Source organism: Streptomyces sp. NPDC037083, assembly GCF_055606485.1.
Genome location: NZ_JBVJSQ010000011.1, coordinates 67825 through 85300, shown reverse-complemented (window position 1 = coordinate 85300; position 17476 = coordinate 67825). Strand labels below are relative to the sequence as shown.

13 protein-coding genes are annotated in these 17476 nt (G+C 70.3%); 4 read left to right on the top strand and 9 right to left on the bottom strand.

Annotated elements, in window-relative coordinates:
• Positions 1–166: 166 nt before the first annotated feature.
• A complete protein-coding gene (locus ACZ7DE_RS27405; protein ID WP_470766073.1) occupies positions 167–2005 on the bottom strand; it encodes a DUF4192 domain-containing protein in 1839 nt (612 codons plus the stop codon).
• Positions 2006–2539: 534 nt separating this feature from the next.
• On the opposite strand from ACZ7DE_RS27405, the gene ACZ7DE_RS27400 reads away from it, so the two are divergent.
• On the top strand, positions 2540–4705 hold the full coding sequence (locus ACZ7DE_RS27400) for a RecQ family ATP-dependent DNA helicase (protein ID WP_470765649.1): 2166 nt from the start codon (positions 2540–2542) through the stop codon (positions 4703–4705).
• 566 nt (positions 4706–5271) lie between these two features.
• On the top strand, positions 5272–5892 hold the full coding sequence (locus tag ACZ7DE_RS27395) for a hypothetical protein (RefSeq protein WP_470765647.1): 621 nt from the start codon (positions 5272–5274) through the stop codon (positions 5890–5892).
• A 214-nt stretch (positions 5893–6106) separates the two neighbouring features.
• On the opposite strand, the gene ACZ7DE_RS27390 is transcribed toward ACZ7DE_RS27395, so the two are convergent.
• The 3 genes from ACZ7DE_RS27390 to ACZ7DE_RS27380 form a co-directional block, all read right to left on the bottom strand.
• Positions 6107–6742, bottom strand: coding sequence for a hypothetical protein (locus tag ACZ7DE_RS27390; RefSeq protein WP_470765645.1), 636 nt, complete (start codon positions 6740–6742; stop codon positions 6107–6109).
• Positions 6743–6810: 68 nt separating this feature from the next.
• Complete coding sequence (locus tag ACZ7DE_RS27385; protein WP_470765643.1) at positions 6811–7512, bottom strand: ribonuclease HII; 702 nt, start codon at positions 7510–7512, stop codon at positions 6811–6813.
• Between the two features lie 93 nt (positions 7513–7605).
• Positions 7606–8229, bottom strand: a complete 624-nt coding sequence (locus tag ACZ7DE_RS27380) for a TetR/AcrR family transcriptional regulator (protein WP_470765641.1) — start codon at positions 8227–8229, stop codon at positions 7606–7608.
• Between the two features lie 196 nt (positions 8230–8425).
• Between ACZ7DE_RS27380 and ACZ7DE_RS27375 the strand changes: the two genes are divergently transcribed.
• Positions 8426–9973, top strand: a complete 1548-nt coding sequence (locus tag ACZ7DE_RS27375; RefSeq protein ID WP_470765639.1) for an MFS transporter — start codon at positions 8426–8428, stop codon at positions 9971–9973.
• A gap of 374 nt (positions 9974–10347) precedes the next feature.
• Here the strand turns inward: ACZ7DE_RS27375 and ACZ7DE_RS27370 are convergent, their stop codons facing one another.
• The 3 genes from ACZ7DE_RS27370 to ACZ7DE_RS27360 all read right to left on the bottom strand — a co-directional run bounded on the left by ACZ7DE_RS27370 (position 10348) and on the right by ACZ7DE_RS27360 (position 12652).
• Positions 10348–11253, bottom strand: a complete 906-nt coding sequence (locus tag ACZ7DE_RS27370; RefSeq protein ID WP_470765637.1) for an ADP-ribosylglycohydrolase family protein — start codon at positions 11251–11253, stop codon at positions 10348–10350.
• Positions 11250–11927: a histidine phosphatase family protein gene (locus tag ACZ7DE_RS27365; protein ID WP_470765635.1), complete on the bottom strand. Its 678-nt coding sequence runs from the start codon at positions 11925–11927 to the stop codon at positions 11250–11252. Before ACZ7DE_RS27365 ends, ACZ7DE_RS27370 begins: the two co-directional genes overlap by 4 nt.
• A gap of 119 nt (positions 11928–12046) precedes the next feature.
• Positions 12047–12652 carry a YdbC family protein gene (locus ACZ7DE_RS27360; RefSeq protein ID WP_470765633.1) on the bottom strand — a complete coding sequence of 202 codons (606 nt, stop codon included), beginning with the start codon at positions 12650–12652 and terminating at the stop codon, positions 12047–12049.
• Positions 12653–12807: 155 nt separating this feature from the next.
• On the opposite strand from ACZ7DE_RS27360, the gene ACZ7DE_RS27355 reads away from it, so the two are divergent.
• Positions 12808–13341 carry a TerD family protein gene (locus ACZ7DE_RS27355; RefSeq protein WP_470765631.1) on the top strand — a complete coding sequence of 178 codons (534 nt, stop codon included), beginning with the start codon at positions 12808–12810 and terminating at the stop codon, positions 13339–13341.
• A 93-nt stretch (positions 13342–13434) separates the two neighbouring features.
• Here the strand turns inward: ACZ7DE_RS27355 and ACZ7DE_RS27350 are convergent, their stop codons facing one another.
• Together ACZ7DE_RS27350 and nrdR are read right to left on the bottom strand one after the other, a co-directional pair.
• Positions 13435–16335, bottom strand: a complete 2901-nt coding sequence (locus ACZ7DE_RS27350; protein ID WP_470765629.1) for a vitamin B12-dependent ribonucleotide reductase — start codon at positions 16333–16335, stop codon at positions 13435–13437.
• Between the two features lie 162 nt (positions 16336–16497).
• A complete protein-coding gene (gene nrdR, locus ACZ7DE_RS27345) occupies positions 16498–17067 on the bottom strand; it encodes a transcriptional regulator NrdR (protein ID WP_470765627.1) in 570 nt (189 codons plus the stop codon).
• Positions 17068–17476 lie beyond the last annotated feature (409 nt).

Below are 17476 nucleotides of genomic sequence, written 5' to 3'. Positions count from 1 at the left end.
GCCTGGCTGGACGCACCGGTCAGGATCCGGGCGCGCTACAGACGGGCCACGGGGCCCATACGGGCGGGAGACCGGGCCCGGTACGGACGGGGATACCGGGCCCGATTCGGACGGGAAACGGGCCGACGGACAGGGGTCGGTCACCAAGGTTTGCCCGAGGCATCGCTCAAGCCTTGTCACGAGTGTCGCCGCCGTCGGACCGCATGCCTTCCAAGCCCTCGCCGTGACGTCGCGTAGGGGGCTTGCGTACCGGACGCGTGCGGGATCCTCCTAGGCCCGGGGCAGTGGGACGTGCGGCGTGCGTCTTCGTCAGCGGAGAGCGAAGGCCGCCCTTCCTCGCCGCTGCGCAGCGGTCCGGGGCCCGTCCCGGTTCCGTGCTTCCTGGCGTTGCTGCTCGTTCTGTCCCCCCGGCTCGTTCTGTCCCTCCTGCGCCTCCGGCCTCTGGTGCTGCTTCGGCCCCTCCTGCGCCTCCGGTCCCTTCGGCTCCCCCTGGTTGTTCGGCTCGCTTTGATCCCACTTCCTTCGTCCCGCCCTCTGCTGCCGGCGCCGGGCCGCTCCCGGCGGGGGCAGGACGAAGGCGGCGGCGCCTGCGGGCAGTAGTGCGGGCGGATGTGCTCGCAGGCCCTGACGCGTCTGCCTCCGAGCCGCGCGGGCTCGAGTCCGCGGCGCCCTTCCCGACACCGGGGCGGGCCATGTCGTCGGCTTGGCCGAGGTCGTCGGCTTGGCCGGGGCCGTCGACTGGGCCGAGGTCGTCCACGACGTTCCGTGTGCCGGTTCCGCCCACGGCCTCCTCGGCAGGCGCGCCTTCCCCTCCCCCGGCCGTCGCGTCCCAGCCCGGCCTTTGCACTGCCGGGCGCTGCCCGCGTCCCCCGCGCTCGGCGCGCAGGCAACGCCGTACCGACTCGGGGTCGAGGCCCTCGTTGCAGGCCTGGTGCAGGAGACGGGCGAAGAGATATTCCGGGTCCGCGCCCAGAGCCATCGCGAGGGCCTCCCTCGCCTCGAGTTCGTCGCCGCTGGACCACGCGACCCAGCCGGCGAGGGTGAGCGGCGCCGCCGCATGTTCGCCGTAGGGTCCGACGCAGCGGCGCGCCAGTGCTCGCCACAGGCGCAGCGCGGGGGCAGCCTCCTCGCCCTCCATCCACTCCGCCGCGCGGTCGCGCGTCACGCGGTCCTGAAGGCCGAGAATCAGGGCCGCGGCCTCGTCGAATCCGAGCAGTTCGTCGTCTCGGTGATCCGCGAGGAGAGCGCCCGGCACGACGGGCCCTTCGGCGAAGCGACGCATGACCTGTCCGGCCAGTTCGAGCGTCTCGGCCGAGACGGCCGCGCGATTCGCGTCGTCGAGGATCCTCGGTACGAGCGCCATGCCTGCGGTGTCCAGGGCGACTTCCTGCTGCAGCGCGGCGCCGGTCTCCAGGGGCTGCAGCCGCGCCCGTAGCTCACGCAACGTGCCTCGGACCTGGATGCCCGCGTACGTCGCGGCCGCGGCCAGCACAGAGGTACCGGGCAGGCCCATCGGAACGCCCTCGACCGGGCAGCATCCTGCGCCTGCGCAGCAGTACGACCAGAATCGGCCGTCGGCGATGCAGAGCGCTTCGATCACCGGGATGTCGAGGCCGCCGCATTCGAGACGGAGCTGTTGGGCCAGTGGCTGCAGGCGTTCCATGACCGCACGGCCCGTCTCCCCCGTCCCCGGCTCCTGACAGAGGTAGGCGACCATCTGCGCGGGACGATCGCCCCGGCGCTCACTGCCCTTGACGAGGCCTTGCGCCAACTGCTGGGCCACTGCGGGCCAGTCGTCCGGGTTCGCCGGGATGCCGAGCCGGGCGCGGCCACCGAACCGGCCTCGTCCGCCGCGATCGTGTAACGCGACCAGGACGATGCTGTCCTCCGGCCGGTATCCGAGCAGGTAGGGCAGGGCATCGGCCAGTTCGCCCGGGGAGCGCAGAGTGACCTGGTGGGCGGCCTGACTCACGCCGTACTCGGTGCCGGCGTCGCCTTCGCACATCGTGTGACTGACGTACGTCGTGTGGCCACCCGTCTCCGGCGGGGCCTCCCGAGCTGCCCGGCTCTCGTTGAGGCCCCGGTCGTCGACGCGGTCTTCGCCGTCTCCGCCCTCTCCCTCGTCGCCGGGCACTCCCGTTCCTCCCCGCTCCCCGTGTCCCGCGGCTCCTCCCTCCGGCTCGTCCTCTAGATCCCGCCGACCGCTTCCCCTGCTTCCCTCGCTCGAGCCGAGGGCGTTTCGGGTGTCATGGGCGTCACGCCCGCCCCGTGCCCCTCGTGCGTCACATCCGCCGTGTCGGATGATGTCGTCGTTTCCGGCGGATCCAGTGGTTTCGCTGTGATTCGTCATGCGCAGACGATCTCGCGGATCCCGAAATCCCGCTGACCCTGTGGATAACTCCGATCAAGGACATGCCAGACCTGGGTGCCAGGCCTAGACATGCCAGACCTGCCCGGAATCGCGGATCCGACCAGCCGCGAGCCCTGCTCCCCCAACGGCCGTGACCGGATTGTCAGCGCCGTCCTGTTGTATGGAGGCATGGAGCACACGAGCAACACGGATCTCCGGGCCGACGCCGACGCCGTCCTCGCCCGCCTCGTCGGCGACGCCTCGGGCGTGGCCAGACTGCGCGAGGACCAGTGGCGGGCGATCGAGGCGCTCGTCGCCGAGCGGCGCCGGGCCCTGGTGGTCCAGCGGACGGGATGGGGGAAGTCCGCGGTCTATTTCGTGGCGACCTCGCTGCTCCGCGCCCGTGGTTCCGGTCCCACCGTGATCGTCTCCCCGCTGCTCGCCCTGATGCGCAACCAGGTCGAGGCCGCGGCCCGGGCCGGCATCCATGCACGCACCATCAACTCCTCGAACACGGAGGAATGGGAGACGGTGCGGGGCGAGATCGCCGCGGGCTCGGTCGACGTCCTGCTGGTCAGTCCCGAGCGGCTCAACAATCCGGACTTCCGTGACCAGGTGCTGCCCGAACTGGCCGCCGCGACCGGGCTGCTCGTGGTCGACGAGGCCCACTGCATCTCCGACTGGGGCCACGACTTCCGGCCGGACTACCGTCGCCTGCGGACCATGCTCGCCGACCTGCCGCCGGGCGTCCCGGTGCTCGCGACGACCGCGACCGCCAACGCGCGCGTCACCGCCGACGTCGCCGAACAACTCGGCACCGGGGGTTCGTCGGACGCCCTGGTGCTTCGCGGCCCGCTGGATCGCGAGAGCCTCAGCCTGAACGTGCTGCGGCTGCCTGACGCCGCGCACCGCATGGCCTGGCTCTCCGACCATCTCGACGAACTGCCCGGCTCCGGAATCATCTACACGCTCACCGTGGCCGCCGCGGAGGAGGTCACGGCCTTCCTCAGGCAGCGCGGCCACGTCGTCGCCTCGTACACGGGCCGCACCGAGAACGCCGACCGGCAGCAGGCCGAGGAGGACCTGCTGGCCAACAAGGTGAAGGCGCTGGTGGCGACCTCCGCCCTCGGGATGGGCTTCGACAAGCCCGACCTCGGCTTCGTCGTCCACCTCGGCTCGCCCTCCTCCCCCATCGCCTACTACCAGCAGGTGGGCCGCGCCGGGCGCGGTGTCGAGCACGCGGAGGTGCTGTTGCTGCCGGGGAAGGAGGACGAAGCGATCTGGGAGTACTTCGCCTCGCTCGCCTTCCCGTCGGAGGACCTGGTGCGTCGCACTCTGGACGTTCTCGCGCGCGCGGAGCGGCCCGTGTCGTTGCCCGCTCTGGAGCCCATGGTGGAACTGCGCCGCTCTCGCCTGGAGACCATGCTCAAGGTCCTCGACGTGGACGGGGCGGTCAAGCGGGTCAAGGGCGGGTGGCTCTCGACCGGGCAGCCGTGGCAGTACGAGACCGAGCGCTACGCGTGGGTCGCGCGGCAGCGCAGGGCCGAGCAGGAGGCGATGCGGCAGTACGCGTCGACGACGGAATGCCGGATGGAGTTCCTCCAGCGCCAGTTGGACGACGACGGGGCCAAGCCGTGCGGACGATGCGACAACTGCGCGGGCGCGCGCTACGCCGCCGAGACGTCCACGGCCGCGCTGGACGCCGCCCGGGTGGACCTGGGCCGCGCGGGGGTCGAGGTGGAGCCCCGCCGGATGTGGCCGACCGGCCTGGCGGCGATCGGAATGGACCTCAAGGGACGCATTCCGGCGGGCGAACAGGCGGCGACCGGTCGGGCCCTGGGACGACTTTCGGACATCGGCTGGGGCAATCGGCTGCGCCCGATGCTCACCCCGCAGGCTACGGACGGGCCGGTTCCGGACGACGTGGCGAGGGCGGTGGTGGACGTGTTGGCCGACTGGGCCAAGGGGCCCGGCGGTTGGGCTTCCGGAGCGGCCGACGCCGCACCCCGCCCGGTCGGTGTGGTCACTGTCGCCTCCCGCACGCGCCCGCGGCTGGTCCACTCCCTGGGCGCACGGATCGCGGAGGTGGGCCGGCTGCCGCTTCTGGGATCGGTGGAATACACCGCCGACGGCTCACCGATCTCCCGGAGCAACAGCGCCCAACGTCTCAAGGCTCTTGACGGCATGTTGGAGGTGCCGCCCGGGCTCGCGGCCGCGCTCGCCGCAACGCCCGGGCCGGTTCTGCTGGTGGACGACTACACCGAGACGGGCTGGACCCTTGCGGTGGCGGCCCGCATGCTCCGACGGGCGGGCGCGCAGGGGGTGTTGCCTCTGGTGCTGGCCGTGCAGGGCTGACCATGCAGGGCTGACCGCCCGACGGAGTGAACCACGACGAGGCCGCCCAAGGCGCTGCGAGACCGGCGGGACCTGGCGAGACCCAGCGGGACCTGGCGGAGGCAGGCGGGACTCTGCAGTGACTGGCGAACCCGACAAGACCCGGCGAGATACGGCGAGATACGGCGAGCGCCGCCGGCATCCGGCGGGGCTCGACGGAGAGACCCGACGAACCCCGGCCCGCACACCCTCTGTGCCCCCACGACTGTGCCCTGCGTCGGTGGTCCGGCGTCGGTGGTCCGGCGTCGGTGGTCCGGCGTCGAACCCCCTGCCTCACGGGCACCTACAAGGCTTGAACTGTGGGCTCACGCATCCATCCGCGCATCACAGGGTAGGGATATATGCCACCCACCGCCATATAACGGTCGGTGGCCCCAATTGCTCGTTGCCGCATCCAAGTTCGACAGGAAGAATTGAAGTCCGCTCCCCGCACGGCTCGGTCCGTCAGTCCGGTTGGGCTCTGCTGCGGCGTGCGCTCCCCCGAATCCGACCCGCCCGCAGTGTGGGCCGTAGCCGAAGGGAGGATCGTGACCTTCGGATTCGCTCCGTCCTCGGCGGCATCGTTGTCGACGTCCACGTCCGCCACCTCCGCCAACCGCTTGCTCGAGCCTGCCGAATGGGCCGCGGCCGGCATTCCGCTGCTGCGCAACCCACGGGAAGTCGTCAGCGGGCTGCACTCGCGGCACCGGCCACGGCCGGCCACGGCGATCGTGGCCGTGCTCGACCCGGACGAGCGGGTGCGGGCCAGCGCCTCGTTCACCCGCCGTCAGGCGTCGAGTGACGGCTGGGTGTTCCGCAACGCCCTGCTTGCCCAGCTCCGCCGGGTCATACCCCATGACCTACGGCTTCGTACCCCTGTGCGTACCGCCGTGCTGCTCTACTGCCGTGAGGGCGAGGCGCGCTGGACGGAGGAGGACGGGGCGTGGATGTGGGGCCTGCGTGACGCCTGCACACTGCACGGCTTGCGTTGCGGTGCGTACATCACTTTGACCCAGGACGGCTGGCAGGTCCTCGGCGAGGGGCGCGGGGGCCGACGGCCGAACACCGACTCGGCTCCGGAGCCGTTCGCCCTGTCGGAGGCCCCGCCGCCGCTGCCCCGGACCGGCGGTGCCGCGTCCGAAGTGATGCGTCGCGCGGCCGCTCGCTGAAAAGAGGCGGCCGGTTGCCGTGAGGCCCGGCCGCCCGAGACTCCCGTCCGCCCGACCGGCCGACCGACCGACTGGCCAGCTGAACGACTGGCCGGCCAGCTGCCTGAATTACTGGCCGGCCGAGGTGGAAGAAACCGGCCCAGGGCACACCGCAGAGGCGCCGCAGCAGCGACGCCTCCCGGGGCGCGGCGCCTCCCGGCCTACCGGAACGGACTCAGACGCCCGCGCCCAGCACCGCGTTGATCTGCTGCGGGTCGCCGCAGACGATCAGCAGGGCCGAGGCTCGCGCGAGGGCCAGCGGCAGAACGGTGGCGGCCACGGTGTCGGGCCCGCCGTTGACGGCGACCACGACGACCGGACGCACGCCTGCTCGGGCCGCCGCGGTGGCATCGGCGTAGAACACGTCGTCCCCCGCGTCGTGCTGCGCCCAGTAGGGCGCCTCGCCGAAGGAGAGCTCGTGGGCGGCCCAGGGGTGTTGTTCGCCGGTGGTGATCACCAGCACGTCCCCCGGGGCGCGACCGGATTCCAGGAGGAGGTCCACGGCCTCCTCGGCGGCGTCCAGCGCACCCTCGGCCGAGGCCGGGATCAACTGGACCTGGGCCGTCGCCGCAGCGCGGGCGGCGACAGGAGCGGCCGGGGCCGAGGGCCCGGGCTTGGCGGCCACGTCACGCGGCGCGCGTTGCGCCGGCGGCGTGGGCCGGAGCGGTCCGGGACGACCGGGACGCGACGGAGCCGCGGGACGGGGTCCGGGTACAGGTCGAGGGGTCGGCGCGGTGCGGCCGCTGGCCGGAGTGGCGCGGGGACCCTGGGCACTCTCGTGAATCTGAGGCTCCTCGGGAATGAGAGGCATGAGCTGTTTTTTATCAAACGTTGGTGCGGCACGCGCCAGCGGGTGGCACATCAGTGCGAGCGAAACCGTCAGAAGTCGAAGCCGAGTTGGCCTTCGACCGCCGGAACGCTTTCGCTCGCCCAGCTGCGGGCCTTCTTGAGGTGCCGCCACTGGGGCAGCGCATCAAGATACGCCCACGACAACCGGTGGTACGGGGTGGGTCCCCGCTCCTCCAGTGCGGCCTTGTGCACGGGCGACGGATACCCGGCATTGTCCGCAAAACCGAAGTCTGCATGGTCGATGCCCAGTTCGGCCATCATTTTGTCGCGCTGGACCTTGGCGATCACCGAGGCCGCCGCGACCGCCACGCACGACTGGTCGCCCTTGATCACCGTGCGGACGCGCCAAGGGGAACCGAGGTAGTCGTGCTTCCCGTCGAGGATCACCGCGTCCGGGCGGACCGGAAGCGCCTCCAGGGCGCGTCCGGCGGCGAGCCTTAGCGCGGCGGTCATCCCGAGGTCGTCGATCTCCTGGGGCGATGCGTGCCCGAGGGCGTACGACGTCACCCACTTCAGCAGCTCCTCGGAGAGCGCGTTGCGACGCTTGATGGTGAGCAGCTTCGAATCGGTGAGACCTGCGGGGGGCCGACGCAGTCCGGTGACCGCCGCGCAGACGGTGACAGGTCCGGCCCACGCGCCCCGGCCCACCTCGTCGACACCGGCGATGACCTTGGCTCCGGTCGTGGCGCGAAGGGAGCGCTCGACGGTGTGTGTGGGTGGTTCGTACGGCATGGCGCCCTTAGATTACGCCGCCGGGATCCCGTCGCGACACCCCGGTCGGGATCGAGCTCGCGCCGGTCGGTCACATCCACGCCCCAGGCCCACTCAGGGGGCGTCCGGCCGGAGCAGCGGCAGCATGAGCCGGTCGATCATCTCCTCGAGTTCGCGATCATTCCATTCGCAACCGCACATCTTCGATCGGTACATCATCATGGCGGGAATGGCGTCGAAGACGTAGCTGTCAGCCGCATCGGACCGCACCTCGCCTCGCTCGATTCCCCTGCTGATGACTTCATGGAGCAGCTTGAGCGCAGGCTCCACCACACCCTCGAAGATCAGCGTCTGGAAGCGCTCGGACTGGGAGGGGTCGCACTCGTGAATGATGGAGCGCAGCGCCAGACCCGGACGGGAGAACATCGCGTCACGCGTGACGCGGCACAGCGCCGTCAGGTCCTCGCGCACGCTCCCGCGATCAGGTGCGCCGTCGAGCCGGGGCAGCCCCGCCCGCAGGGCGTCCGCGACCAGGTCCTCCTTGGACGGCCAGCGGCGATAGACGGCGGCCTTGCCCGTCTGGGCACTCGCCGCGACGCCTTCCATCGTGAGGCCGTTCCAGCCGACGGTGCCCAGCTGCTCCAGCGCGGCATCGAGAATCGCACGTTCGAGCACGGCGCCGCGTCGGCGGGGGGAGGCCGTCGGCGCGGGGGCGGCGGCCCAGCGCGAAGTAACCATCTGAGTGTCTCCAGCGAGCGGAAAGGACGGGGAGGGGAGGGCGAGCGGGAGGGGCAGCGGCTCTGCGCGACAGCGGCGGGGGACACGCCGAGGGGCGACGCCACAAGTGAACGCTTGCGTTCACTACGAAGAACTCACTACCGTTGACGGGCCAGTGAACGCCACCGTTCACTAACGCTCTTGTGGGGGACTCACAGTGACAACCTCTCAGTTGATTCAGGATCAGAAACCGGGCGCGGCCCGCCGTGAAGGACATCCCGGCATCGCCCTCACCGTCATCGCGGCCTGCCAGCTCATGGTGGTACTCGACGCGACGATTGTGAACATCGCACTCCCGCACATTCAAGGCGCGCTCGAGTTCAGCACCACTGACCTCACATGGGTGGTCAGCGCCTACACGCTCACCTTCGGCGGCCTGCTGCTGCTCGGCGCCCGAGCCGGCGACATCCTCGGCCGGCGCCGGGTGTTCATGACGGGCATCCTGCTCTTCACGTTCGCCTCGCTGCTCGGCGGGCTCGCCCAGGAACCCTGGCAGTTGCTCGCCGCACGCGCCCTGCAGGGCATGGGAGGCGCCATCGCGTCGCCCACCTCGCTGGCGCTCATCACCACCACGTTTCCCGAGGGCCCCGAGCGCAACCGGGCCTTCGGCGTCTTCGCCGCGGTCTCCGCGGGCGGCGGTGCCCTCGGGCTGCTGGCCGGCGGCATGCTGACGGAATGGCTCGACTGGCGCTGGGTGCTGTTCGTCAACGTGCCCATCGGCATACTCATCGCCGCGCTCGCGCCGCTCTACATCAGCGAGTCGGAACGGCACCCCGGGCGCTTCGACATCGCGGGCGCGCTGACCTCGACGACCGGTATGGCCTCCCTGGTCTACGGCTTCATCCGGGCGGCGGAGGAAGGCTGGCGGGACGGTCTGACGCTCGGCGCCTTCGGAGCGGCGCTGATCCTGCTGATCGCCTTCGTGTTCACGGAGATACGGGCCAGGGAGCCGATCACCCCGCTCCGGATGTTCGGCGACCGCAACCGCTCCGGCACATACGTGATCATGCTGAGCCTCGCTGCAGCGATGTTCGGCATGTTCTTCTACATCGTGCTCTTCGTGCAGAACGTGCTGGGCTACAGCCCGATCAAGGCAGGCCTCGCCTTCCTCCCCGTCACGGTCGCCATCGCGACGGGCGCGGGTCTGTCGCAGCGGTTCCTGCCGGTGCTCGGCCCGAAGCCGTTCATGCTCGCCGGATCCGCGCTGGTGGTGGTCGGCCTCACCTGGCAGGCCTTCATCAGTCCCGACAGCTCCTACGTCGGCGGTGTGCTCGGACCGATGCTGATCTTCGGCTTCGGCATGGGCCTGAACTTCGTGACGGCGACCGTCACCGCCGTCTCGGGCGTCGCCCCGCACGAGGCCGGCGCCGCTTCCGGACTGCTCAACGTCATGCAGCAGGTCGGAGGTTCGCTCGGCCTCTCGATCCTGACGACCGTCTTCGGCTCCGCCGCCAAGGACGAGGCGGAGAAGCAGCTGCCGAAGTTCCTCGCCGACGGCTCCGCGGAGCAGAAGGCCGAGTTCGCCCGGACGCACCAACTGCCCGCACCCTGGGGCCACGAGGTACTGGCGCAGGGGATCTCGACGGCTTTCATCCCTGCCGCCGCCATGGCCGTCCTCGCCCTGGTGACCGCCGGGCTCGTGATCCGGGTCCGCAAGAGCGACCTCGAGGCGCTGGCCGGTACGGCGGGTCCCGCGGTGGGCTGACGGGACGGTTCCACGGGCCGACCCGGGAGTGTCGTCACCCGGCACGGTGGAGGCGCGTCCCCCGCTCCCCGGTCGGCCCGCCCAGACGTTCGACATCCACAGCGCGATCATGAACGGCGCCCACCGCATACCCCACCCCCTACGTCGCTCTCCCGGCCCCCGTGCCCTCCGTGCACACACGCACACGTCGCACCGCGGTTGTCCGGACAACGCGGGACCGTCACGCAGAGTTCCCGGCGAACACCGAGAGTTTCCATCGGTCGAGCCGGACACCTGCCCACGTGAGCGGTCCCGCACGCCGGGGCAGCCGCACACCACGCGCTTCGGGAACTGCCACCACCCGCGTCCTGGCGGGCGAGCGTCCCCCGCTCACGTCACACGGACGCCGACAGCCACTCCGGCAGCGCCTCCACCTGCTGCGCCCACGCCGCGGGAGGCGATCCGGCCTTGGCGGCGGCGAGCACCCCGCCCACGATGGCGCAGGTCGTGTCCACGTCCCCGCCCGCCTGCGCGGTGGTCCAGAACGCCGCCTCGTAGTCACCGAGGGCGCGAGCGGCCGACCACAGCGCGAAGGGCACGGTGTCGTGGGCCGACGTCCGTCGGCCGCAGCCCAGCACGGCCGCGACGGTGGCCGCGTCCGCGTAGTCGAGCATGTCCCTGGCACGCCGCAGGCCCGCGCCGACGGCGCTCTTCGGAACGAGGGCGACGACCCCGTCCAGCAGCGCCTCGGCGTTGGGCGGCCCTCCCGGGGCGCCCGCCAGCGCGGCGGCGGCGGCCACGGCCATCGCCCCGACCACGGCCTCCCGGTGCTGATGCGTGGGGTAGGAGGAGATCTCGGCCTGGTGGGTCGCCTGCTCGGGGTCGTCCGCGTACCAGGCGCCGAGGGGCGCGATCCGCATGGCGGCGCCGTTGCCCCAGGACCCCTGGCCGTTGAACAGGGCGGAGGAGAGTTCGCGCCAGTCGGCGCCTTCCCTGACCAGCCGCAGCAGCCGGTTGACCGCGGGGCCGTACCCCCGGTCGAAGTCGTGGTGCTCGGCGAAGGAGCGGGCCAGGGCGTCCTGGTCGATGCGGTGATGGGTGGTCAGGACGGCCACCACCGAGCACGCCATCTCGGTGTCGTCGGTCCACTGCCAGGGACCGGGGGGCAGCTCGCGGCGCTGCAGCAGCGGATAGTTGGCCGGCACGAAGAACTGGGAGCCCAGTGCGTCGCCCACGGCGAGGCCACGCAGGCTGGCCAGGGCGCGCTCCAGGCGCCCGGCGGGAGAGGAGTCAGTGGTCATCTCTCAGCCACTCTATCCCCGGTGATCCCGTAGGGCTCCGGTTCCCGCCAGCGGTTGAAGGGCCGGTCGAGGGTGTACTTGTCGTCGTCCCCCAGAACGAGCATCCGCATCTCGGCGTTCCCCGGGTTCGCGAGGGACTCGAATTCGGCGACCGTCCAGTGGAACCAGCGCATGCAGAACAGGCGCATCGCCAGGCCGTGGGTCACCAGGAGGACGTTCGGCGGGTGGTCGGGGGCCTCGAAGCTGCGGAACAGGCTCTCCAGGAAGCCGCCGACCCGGTCGTAGACGTCGGCTCCGCTCTCGCCCTGCGCGAAGCGGTAGAAGAAGTGTCCGTAGGCGTCCCGATAGGTCTTCTGCAGCTGTACGTCGTCGCGGTCCTGCCAGTTGCCCCAGTCCTGCTCGCGCAGCCGGGGCTCCTCGCGTACCCGTATCAGCTCGGGATCGAGGTGGAAGGCCTGCAGGGTCTCGTGGGTACGCCGGTAGGGGGAGACGTACACGCTGACCCGCTCGCGGCCGAACACCTCCCGCAGGTGCTTTCCCGTCTCCTCGGCCTGCCTCCGGCCCCGCTCGGTCAGGGCCAGTGCGTGGTCGGGTTCTCTCTCGTAGACGGTGTCATCAACATTGCCCGTTGACTCCCCGTGCCGGACAAGGACGATGCGCCGTGGTCGTGCCATGCCAAAACCCTAGATCGGTTGGCGGCCAATGGAGCACTCGTAGGGCCTCCATACGGCGTAGGTCACACAAATCACGCGGCGGAGGGCCGCCGCCGGCGTACGTCGCCCGGCCTGCGCCGTCACACCGTCCAGGTCGGTTCGAGCTCGACGATGTCGCCGGTGAGGGAGGAGATGTCCGCCTCCGTCTGCGCGCGCAGGGCGAGCCGCTCCACGCGTTCGGTCCGGTACTTTCCGTGCTCGGCCTGCGAGCGCCACATCGACAGCACCAGGAACTCGCTGCCCGGCGCCTCGGCGAACAGCCCGCGGATCATGCCGGGTGAGCCGGCCATCGCGGGGTTCCACACCTTCTCCTGCATCAGGGTGAAGTGTTCGGCGCGTTCCTCGTGGACCCGGCAGAGGGCGACCCGCAGCAGGTCGGAGTCGGTGAAGCGGGGCTCGAAGCCGGTCTTCACGTCGAAGCGGTAGTCGAACAGCCGCACCTGCGCGTCCTTGAAAGTGCCCGACTGGGTCGTGGCCAGCCGGTCGTGGGAGCGCGCCATGAAGGAGTCGTAGAAGGCGCGGCTCTCCCAGAAGGCGAAGACATGCGCGACGGAGGGCCGTGCCCTGCTCCAGCCCCCGCCCTGTCCCCGAAATCCCGGCTCCCCCAGAAGCCCCGCCCACTTTCGCTGTCCCCGTTCGAAACCGCGGCGGTCCACCACGGTGCAGCGAATCCACTTGACCAGCACCGCGCCATGGTAAGGCCAGCAGGCGTGGCGTTGGTCACCCTCGGACGCAGAGCTGCACTGCGACAGGGCACGCGCGCGTGGCAGGATGGGCAACCGGCCCTGACGGTATGGCCGTTCGGAATGACAGCAGGCGGGGAAACGGGGAGGGAAGTCCGGTGAGCGGCCTCAACAAGGGAATCCGCAAGATCGAGATGGCGCTGAAGTGGGACCCGAGTCCTGCGGGGCAGCCGCCCACCGACCTGGACATCGTGGCGGCGACCTACCTGGCGAGCGATCCGCACGGCGCCCCTGACTACGTGGTGCACTTCGACAGTCGCTCACCCGACGGCACGATCTATCTGAATCGGGACAGCAAGGACGGCAAGGGCTTCGGCTGGGACGAGGTCATGACGCTGGAACTCGACCGCCTGGACGCGCGGTACGCGCGCGTGGTCCTCGGCGTCGTCATCCAGCAGAACCCGGAGCACCGCACCTTCGTCAGCGTGCTCAACCCCGCCTTCCGGATAAGGGAGGGATACACCGTCCTCGACGAGGACGACTTCGGGGCCGTGCTCGGCGCGAGCGCGGCGACGGTCGCGGAGTTCGTCCGCGAGTCGTCCGAGGGCTGGTCGTTCCACTCCGGCGTGCAGGGCTTCGAGGACGACCCGACGACGTTCACGAGGCTCATGGGCCAGGCGCGCCGGTCCTGAGCCCGCAAGGGCGCGAACGCCAAGGGCGGTGGAGCCGGAGAACCGGCGCCACCGCCCTTTCCGGATCACACGGATCCGGTCGGCACGGCCAGGTCAGCTGCAGCCGCTGGTCGAGCCGCAGCCCTCGCAGATGTAGCAGGAACCGGCCCGCTGCATCTTCGTGCCGCAGGAGAAGCACAGCGGGGCGTCGGCCTGGATGCCCAGCTGCATCTCCACCAGCTCGGCGCTGGTGTGGGCCTGCTTCGGGGCCGGCACGGCAGCCTCGATCTCGGCCTTCGGGGTGGCCACGGCCTTCAGGTCCGTCGGGCGCGGAGCGGACTGGGCCATGCCCTCGACGTCCACGTCCTCCTCCTCGAGAGTCGGCTCGTAGGAGCCGGTCTCCAGGTGGCGCTGACGCTCCTCGGCGGAGTGGATGCCGAGCGCGGAGCGCGTCTCGAAGGGCAGGAAGTCCAGCGCCAGGCGGCGGAAGATGTAGTCGACGATCGACTGCGCCATCCGCACGTCCGGGTCGTCGGTCATGCCGGCCGGCTCGAAGCGCATGTTGGTGAACTTCGAGACGTACGTCTCCAGCGGCACGCCGTACTGGAGGCCGACGGAGACCGCGATGGAGAAGGCGTCCATCATGCCGGCGAGGGTCGAACCCTGCTTCGACATCTTCAGGAAGACCTCGCCGAGACCGTCGTCCGGGTACGAGTTGGCGGTCATGTAGCCCTCGGCGCCGCCGACCGTGAACGAGGTCGTGATGCCGGGACGGCCCTTGGGCAGACGCTTGCGGACCGGGCGGTACTCGATGACCTTCTCGACCGCGGTGCGGATCGTGTCCTCGGCCTTCTCGGTGACCTCCGCCTTCTCCTTCTCCTTGGTCTTGGCGGAGAGGGGCTGGCCGACCTTGCAGTTGTCGCGGTAGATCGCGAGCGCCTTGACGCCGAGCTTCCAGGCCTCGAAGTAGATCTCCTCGACCTCCTCGACGGTCGCCGTCTCCGGCATGTTGACCGTCTTGGAGATGGCGCCGGAGATCCAGGGCTGGATGGCGGCCATCATGCGGACGTGGCCCATCGGGGAGATGGCGCGCTCGCCCATGGCGCAGTCGAACACCTCGTAGTGCTCGGGCCTGAGACCGGGGGCGTCGATCACGTTGCCGTTCTCGGCGATGTGGGCGACGATCGCCTCGATCTGCTCCTCCTGGTAACCCAGGCGGCGCAGGGCCTGCGGGACCGTGCCGTTGACGATCTGCATCGAGCCGCCGCCGACCAGCTTCTTGAACTTGACCAGGGCGAGGTCGGGCTCGACGCCGGTGGTGTCGCAGGACATCGCCAGGCCGATGGTGCCGGTCGGGGCGAGCACGGACGCCTGGGAGTTACGGAAACCGTTCTTCTCGCCGAGGCGCAGCACGTCCTGCCATGCCTCCGTGGCGGCGGCCCACACCGGGGTGTCCAGGTCGTCCATGCGGACGGCCGTCCCGTTGGCGTCGGAGTGCTGCTTCATGACGCGGTTGTGGGCGTCGGCGTTGCGGGCGTAGCCGTCGTACGGGCCGACGACGGCGGCCAGTTCGGCGGAGCGGCGGTAGGCGGTGCCCGTCATCAGGGAGGTGATGGCGCCGGCCAGGGAGCGGCCGCCGTCGGAGTCGTAGGCGTGGCCGGTGGCCATCAGCAGGGCGCCGAGGTTGGCGTAGCCGATGCCGAGCTGGCGGAACGCGCGCGTGTTCTCGCCGATCTTCTGGGTCGGGAAGTCGGCGAAGCAGATGGAGATGTCCATCGCGGTGATGACGAGCTCGACGACCTTCTGGAAGCGGTCGGCCTGGAAGGACTGGCTGCCCTTGCCGTCGTCCTTGAGGAACTTCATCAGGTTCAGCGAGGCGAGGTTGCAGGACGTGTTGTCCAGGTGCATGTACTCGCTGCACGGGTTCGACGCGGTGATCCGGCCGGACTCCGGGCAGGTGTGCCAGTTGTTGATCACACCGTCGTACTGGATGCCCGGGTCGGCGCACGCCCACGCGGCCTCGGCGAGCTTGCGGAACAGCGCCTTGGCGTCGACCTTCTCGATGATCTCGCCGGTCATGCGGGCACGCAGACCGAACTCGCCGCCGTTCTCGACGGCCGTCATGAACTCGTCGTTCACGCGGACGCTGTTGTTGGCGTTCTGGTACTGGACGGACGTGATGTCGTCGCCGCCCAGGTCCATGTCGAAGCCCGCGTCGCGCAGGGCGCGGATCTTCTCCTCCTCCTTCACCTTGGTGGCGATGAAGTCCTCGATGTCCGGGTGGTCCACGTCGAGGACGACCATCTTGGCGGCCCGACGGGTGGCGCCACCGGACTTGATGGTGCCGGCGGAGGCGTCGGCGCCCCGCATGAAGGAGACCGGACCGGAGGCGTTGCCGCCGGAGGAGAGGAGTTCCTTGGAGGAGCGGATCCGGGAGAGGTTCAGACCGGCGCCCGAACCGCCCTTGAAGATCATGCCCTCTTCCTTGTACCAGTCGAGGATCGACTCCATGGAGTCGTCGACGGCCAGGATGAAGCAGGCGGAGACCTGCTGGGGCTGCGGGGTGCCGACGTTGAACCAGACGGGGCTGTTGAAGCTGAAGATCTGGTGCAGGAGGGCGTAGGCCAGCTCGTGCTCGAAGATCTCCGCGTCGGCGGGCGAGGCGAAGTACCTGTGGTCCTCGCCGGCCTTCCGGTACGTCTTCACGATGCGGTCGATCAGCTGCTTGAGGCCGGTCTCGCGCTGGGGGGTGCCCACAGCACCGCGGAAGTACTTGCTGGTGACGATGTTGACCGCGTTCACCGACCAGAAGTCGGGGAACTCGACGCCACGCTGCTCGAAGTTGACCGAGCCGTCGCGCCAGTTGGTCATGACGACGTCACGGCGCTCCCAGACCACCTCGTCGTACGGGTGCACGCCAGGGGTGGTGTGGATGCGCTCGATGCGCAGGCCCTTGGTGGTCTTGGCCCCCTTGGCTCGGGAACCTCGTGCCGGACCGCTCGCCGTCTCTGTCATGCCGCCTCCCTCTACGGGCGAAAACGCCCTGAAATGCCACGCTGTTCCCGTGACACGTTGTTCTGTCTTGTGTTGTGGGCACCCACGCGCTGCCGCCCACAACAGGTCTTGGTCACGCCGCCGTCCGCCGGCCCGGAGTCCGAGTCCCGGTCCGGCCGTCGATCAGTCGGCGGCGTTGGCGGGCTCGGGGACCTGCACGGTCCCTCCGCGCCCGCCGTCGTCCTCCCGGCTCCCCACGACATCCCCTGCGTCGCCCGCGCGGTCGTCGTCGTCCGCGGCGGGGGGTCCCGTCTGGTCCCTGAGTTCCGCGATGGCCGCCTCGAAGTCCTCGAGCGAGTCGAACGCCCGGTAGACGGAGGCGAAACGCAGATAGGCGACGAGGTCGAGCTCCTGCAACGGGCCGAGTATGGCCAGCCCCACGTCATGGGTGGTCAACTCGGCGCTTCCGGTGGCCCGCACCGCCTCCTCGACCCGCTGGCCGAGCTGGGCGAGGGCGTCCTCGGTGACGGGCCGTCCCTGACATGCCTTGCGCACGCCGTTGATGACCTTGGTGCGGCTGAACGGTTCGGTGACCCCGGACCGCTTGACCACCATGAGCGAACACGTCTCCACGGTCGTGAAACGACGGGAGCAGTCGGGGCACTGGCGGCGCCTGCGGATCGACGTGCCGTCGTCCGTCGTACGGCTGTCGACCACACGGCTGTCGGGGTGCCTGCAGAAGGGACAGTGCATGAACTCCAACCCTCCTCACAGCAGACTCAATGGCCTCGCCAGGCCTCACAGGCCCCTCGAAGCAGCCCCAAGCATAGGGGATCCATCCGCGCCCGAAGACACGGGGGACCACAACTTCTGGGCCGCTGCCGCAATCCAACCACTAGATATGGGGCTTGGCCCATACATCCAGGCTGTATCGCGTGTCGCGTCCACCGCGCTCGGCGCATCGCTCACCGCACGCGATCCGGCCGTCACACCGAGCACGCGGAATGCACCCCTGCACGCGCGCGTGCGGCCGTATCGCGGTGGCGCTTACGGCGATACCGTGAGCGCCACAAGGAGGAGCGGTGCGACTCTCGCGCAGAGCGGGGCCGGTCCCGGGGCGAAGGGGGGCCGGATGGCAGACTGGGGCCACCCCACAAGGTCA

Coding starts and splice junctions, on each gene's coding strand:
- ACZ7DE_RS27390 (WP_470765645.1), bottom strand. CDS start 6,742: ATGCCTCTCATTCCCGAGGAGCCTCAGATTCACGAGAGTGCCCAGGGT.
- ACZ7DE_RS27385 (WP_470765643.1), bottom strand. CDS start 7,512: ATGCCGTACGAACCACCCACACACACCGTCGAGCGCTCCCTTCGCGCC.
- ACZ7DE_RS27380 (WP_470765641.1), bottom strand. CDS start 8,229: ATGGTTACTTCGCGCTGGGCCGCCGCCCCCGCGCCGACGGCCTCCCCC.
- ACZ7DE_RS27350 (WP_470765629.1), bottom strand. CDS start 16,335: ATGACAGAGACGGCGAGCGGTCCGGCACGAGGTTCCCGAGCCAAGGGG.
- nrdR (WP_470765627.1), bottom strand. CDS start 17,067: ATGCACTGTCCCTTCTGCAGGCACCCCGACAGCCGTGTGGTCGACAGC.
- ACZ7DE_RS27370 (WP_470765637.1), bottom strand. CDS start 11,253: ATGACCACTGACTCCTCTCCCGCCGGGCGCCTGGAGCGCGCCCTGGCC.
- ACZ7DE_RS27400 (WP_470765649.1), top strand. CDS start 2,540: ATGGAGCACACGAGCAACACGGATCTCCGGGCCGACGCCGACGCCGTC.
- ACZ7DE_RS27405 (WP_470766073.1), bottom strand. CDS start 2,005: ATGTGCGAAGGCGACGCCGGCACCGAGTACGGCGTGAGTCAGGCCGCC.
- ACZ7DE_RS27365 (WP_470765635.1), bottom strand. CDS start 11,927: ATGGCACGACCACGGCGCATCGTCCTTGTCCGGCACGGGGAGTCAACG.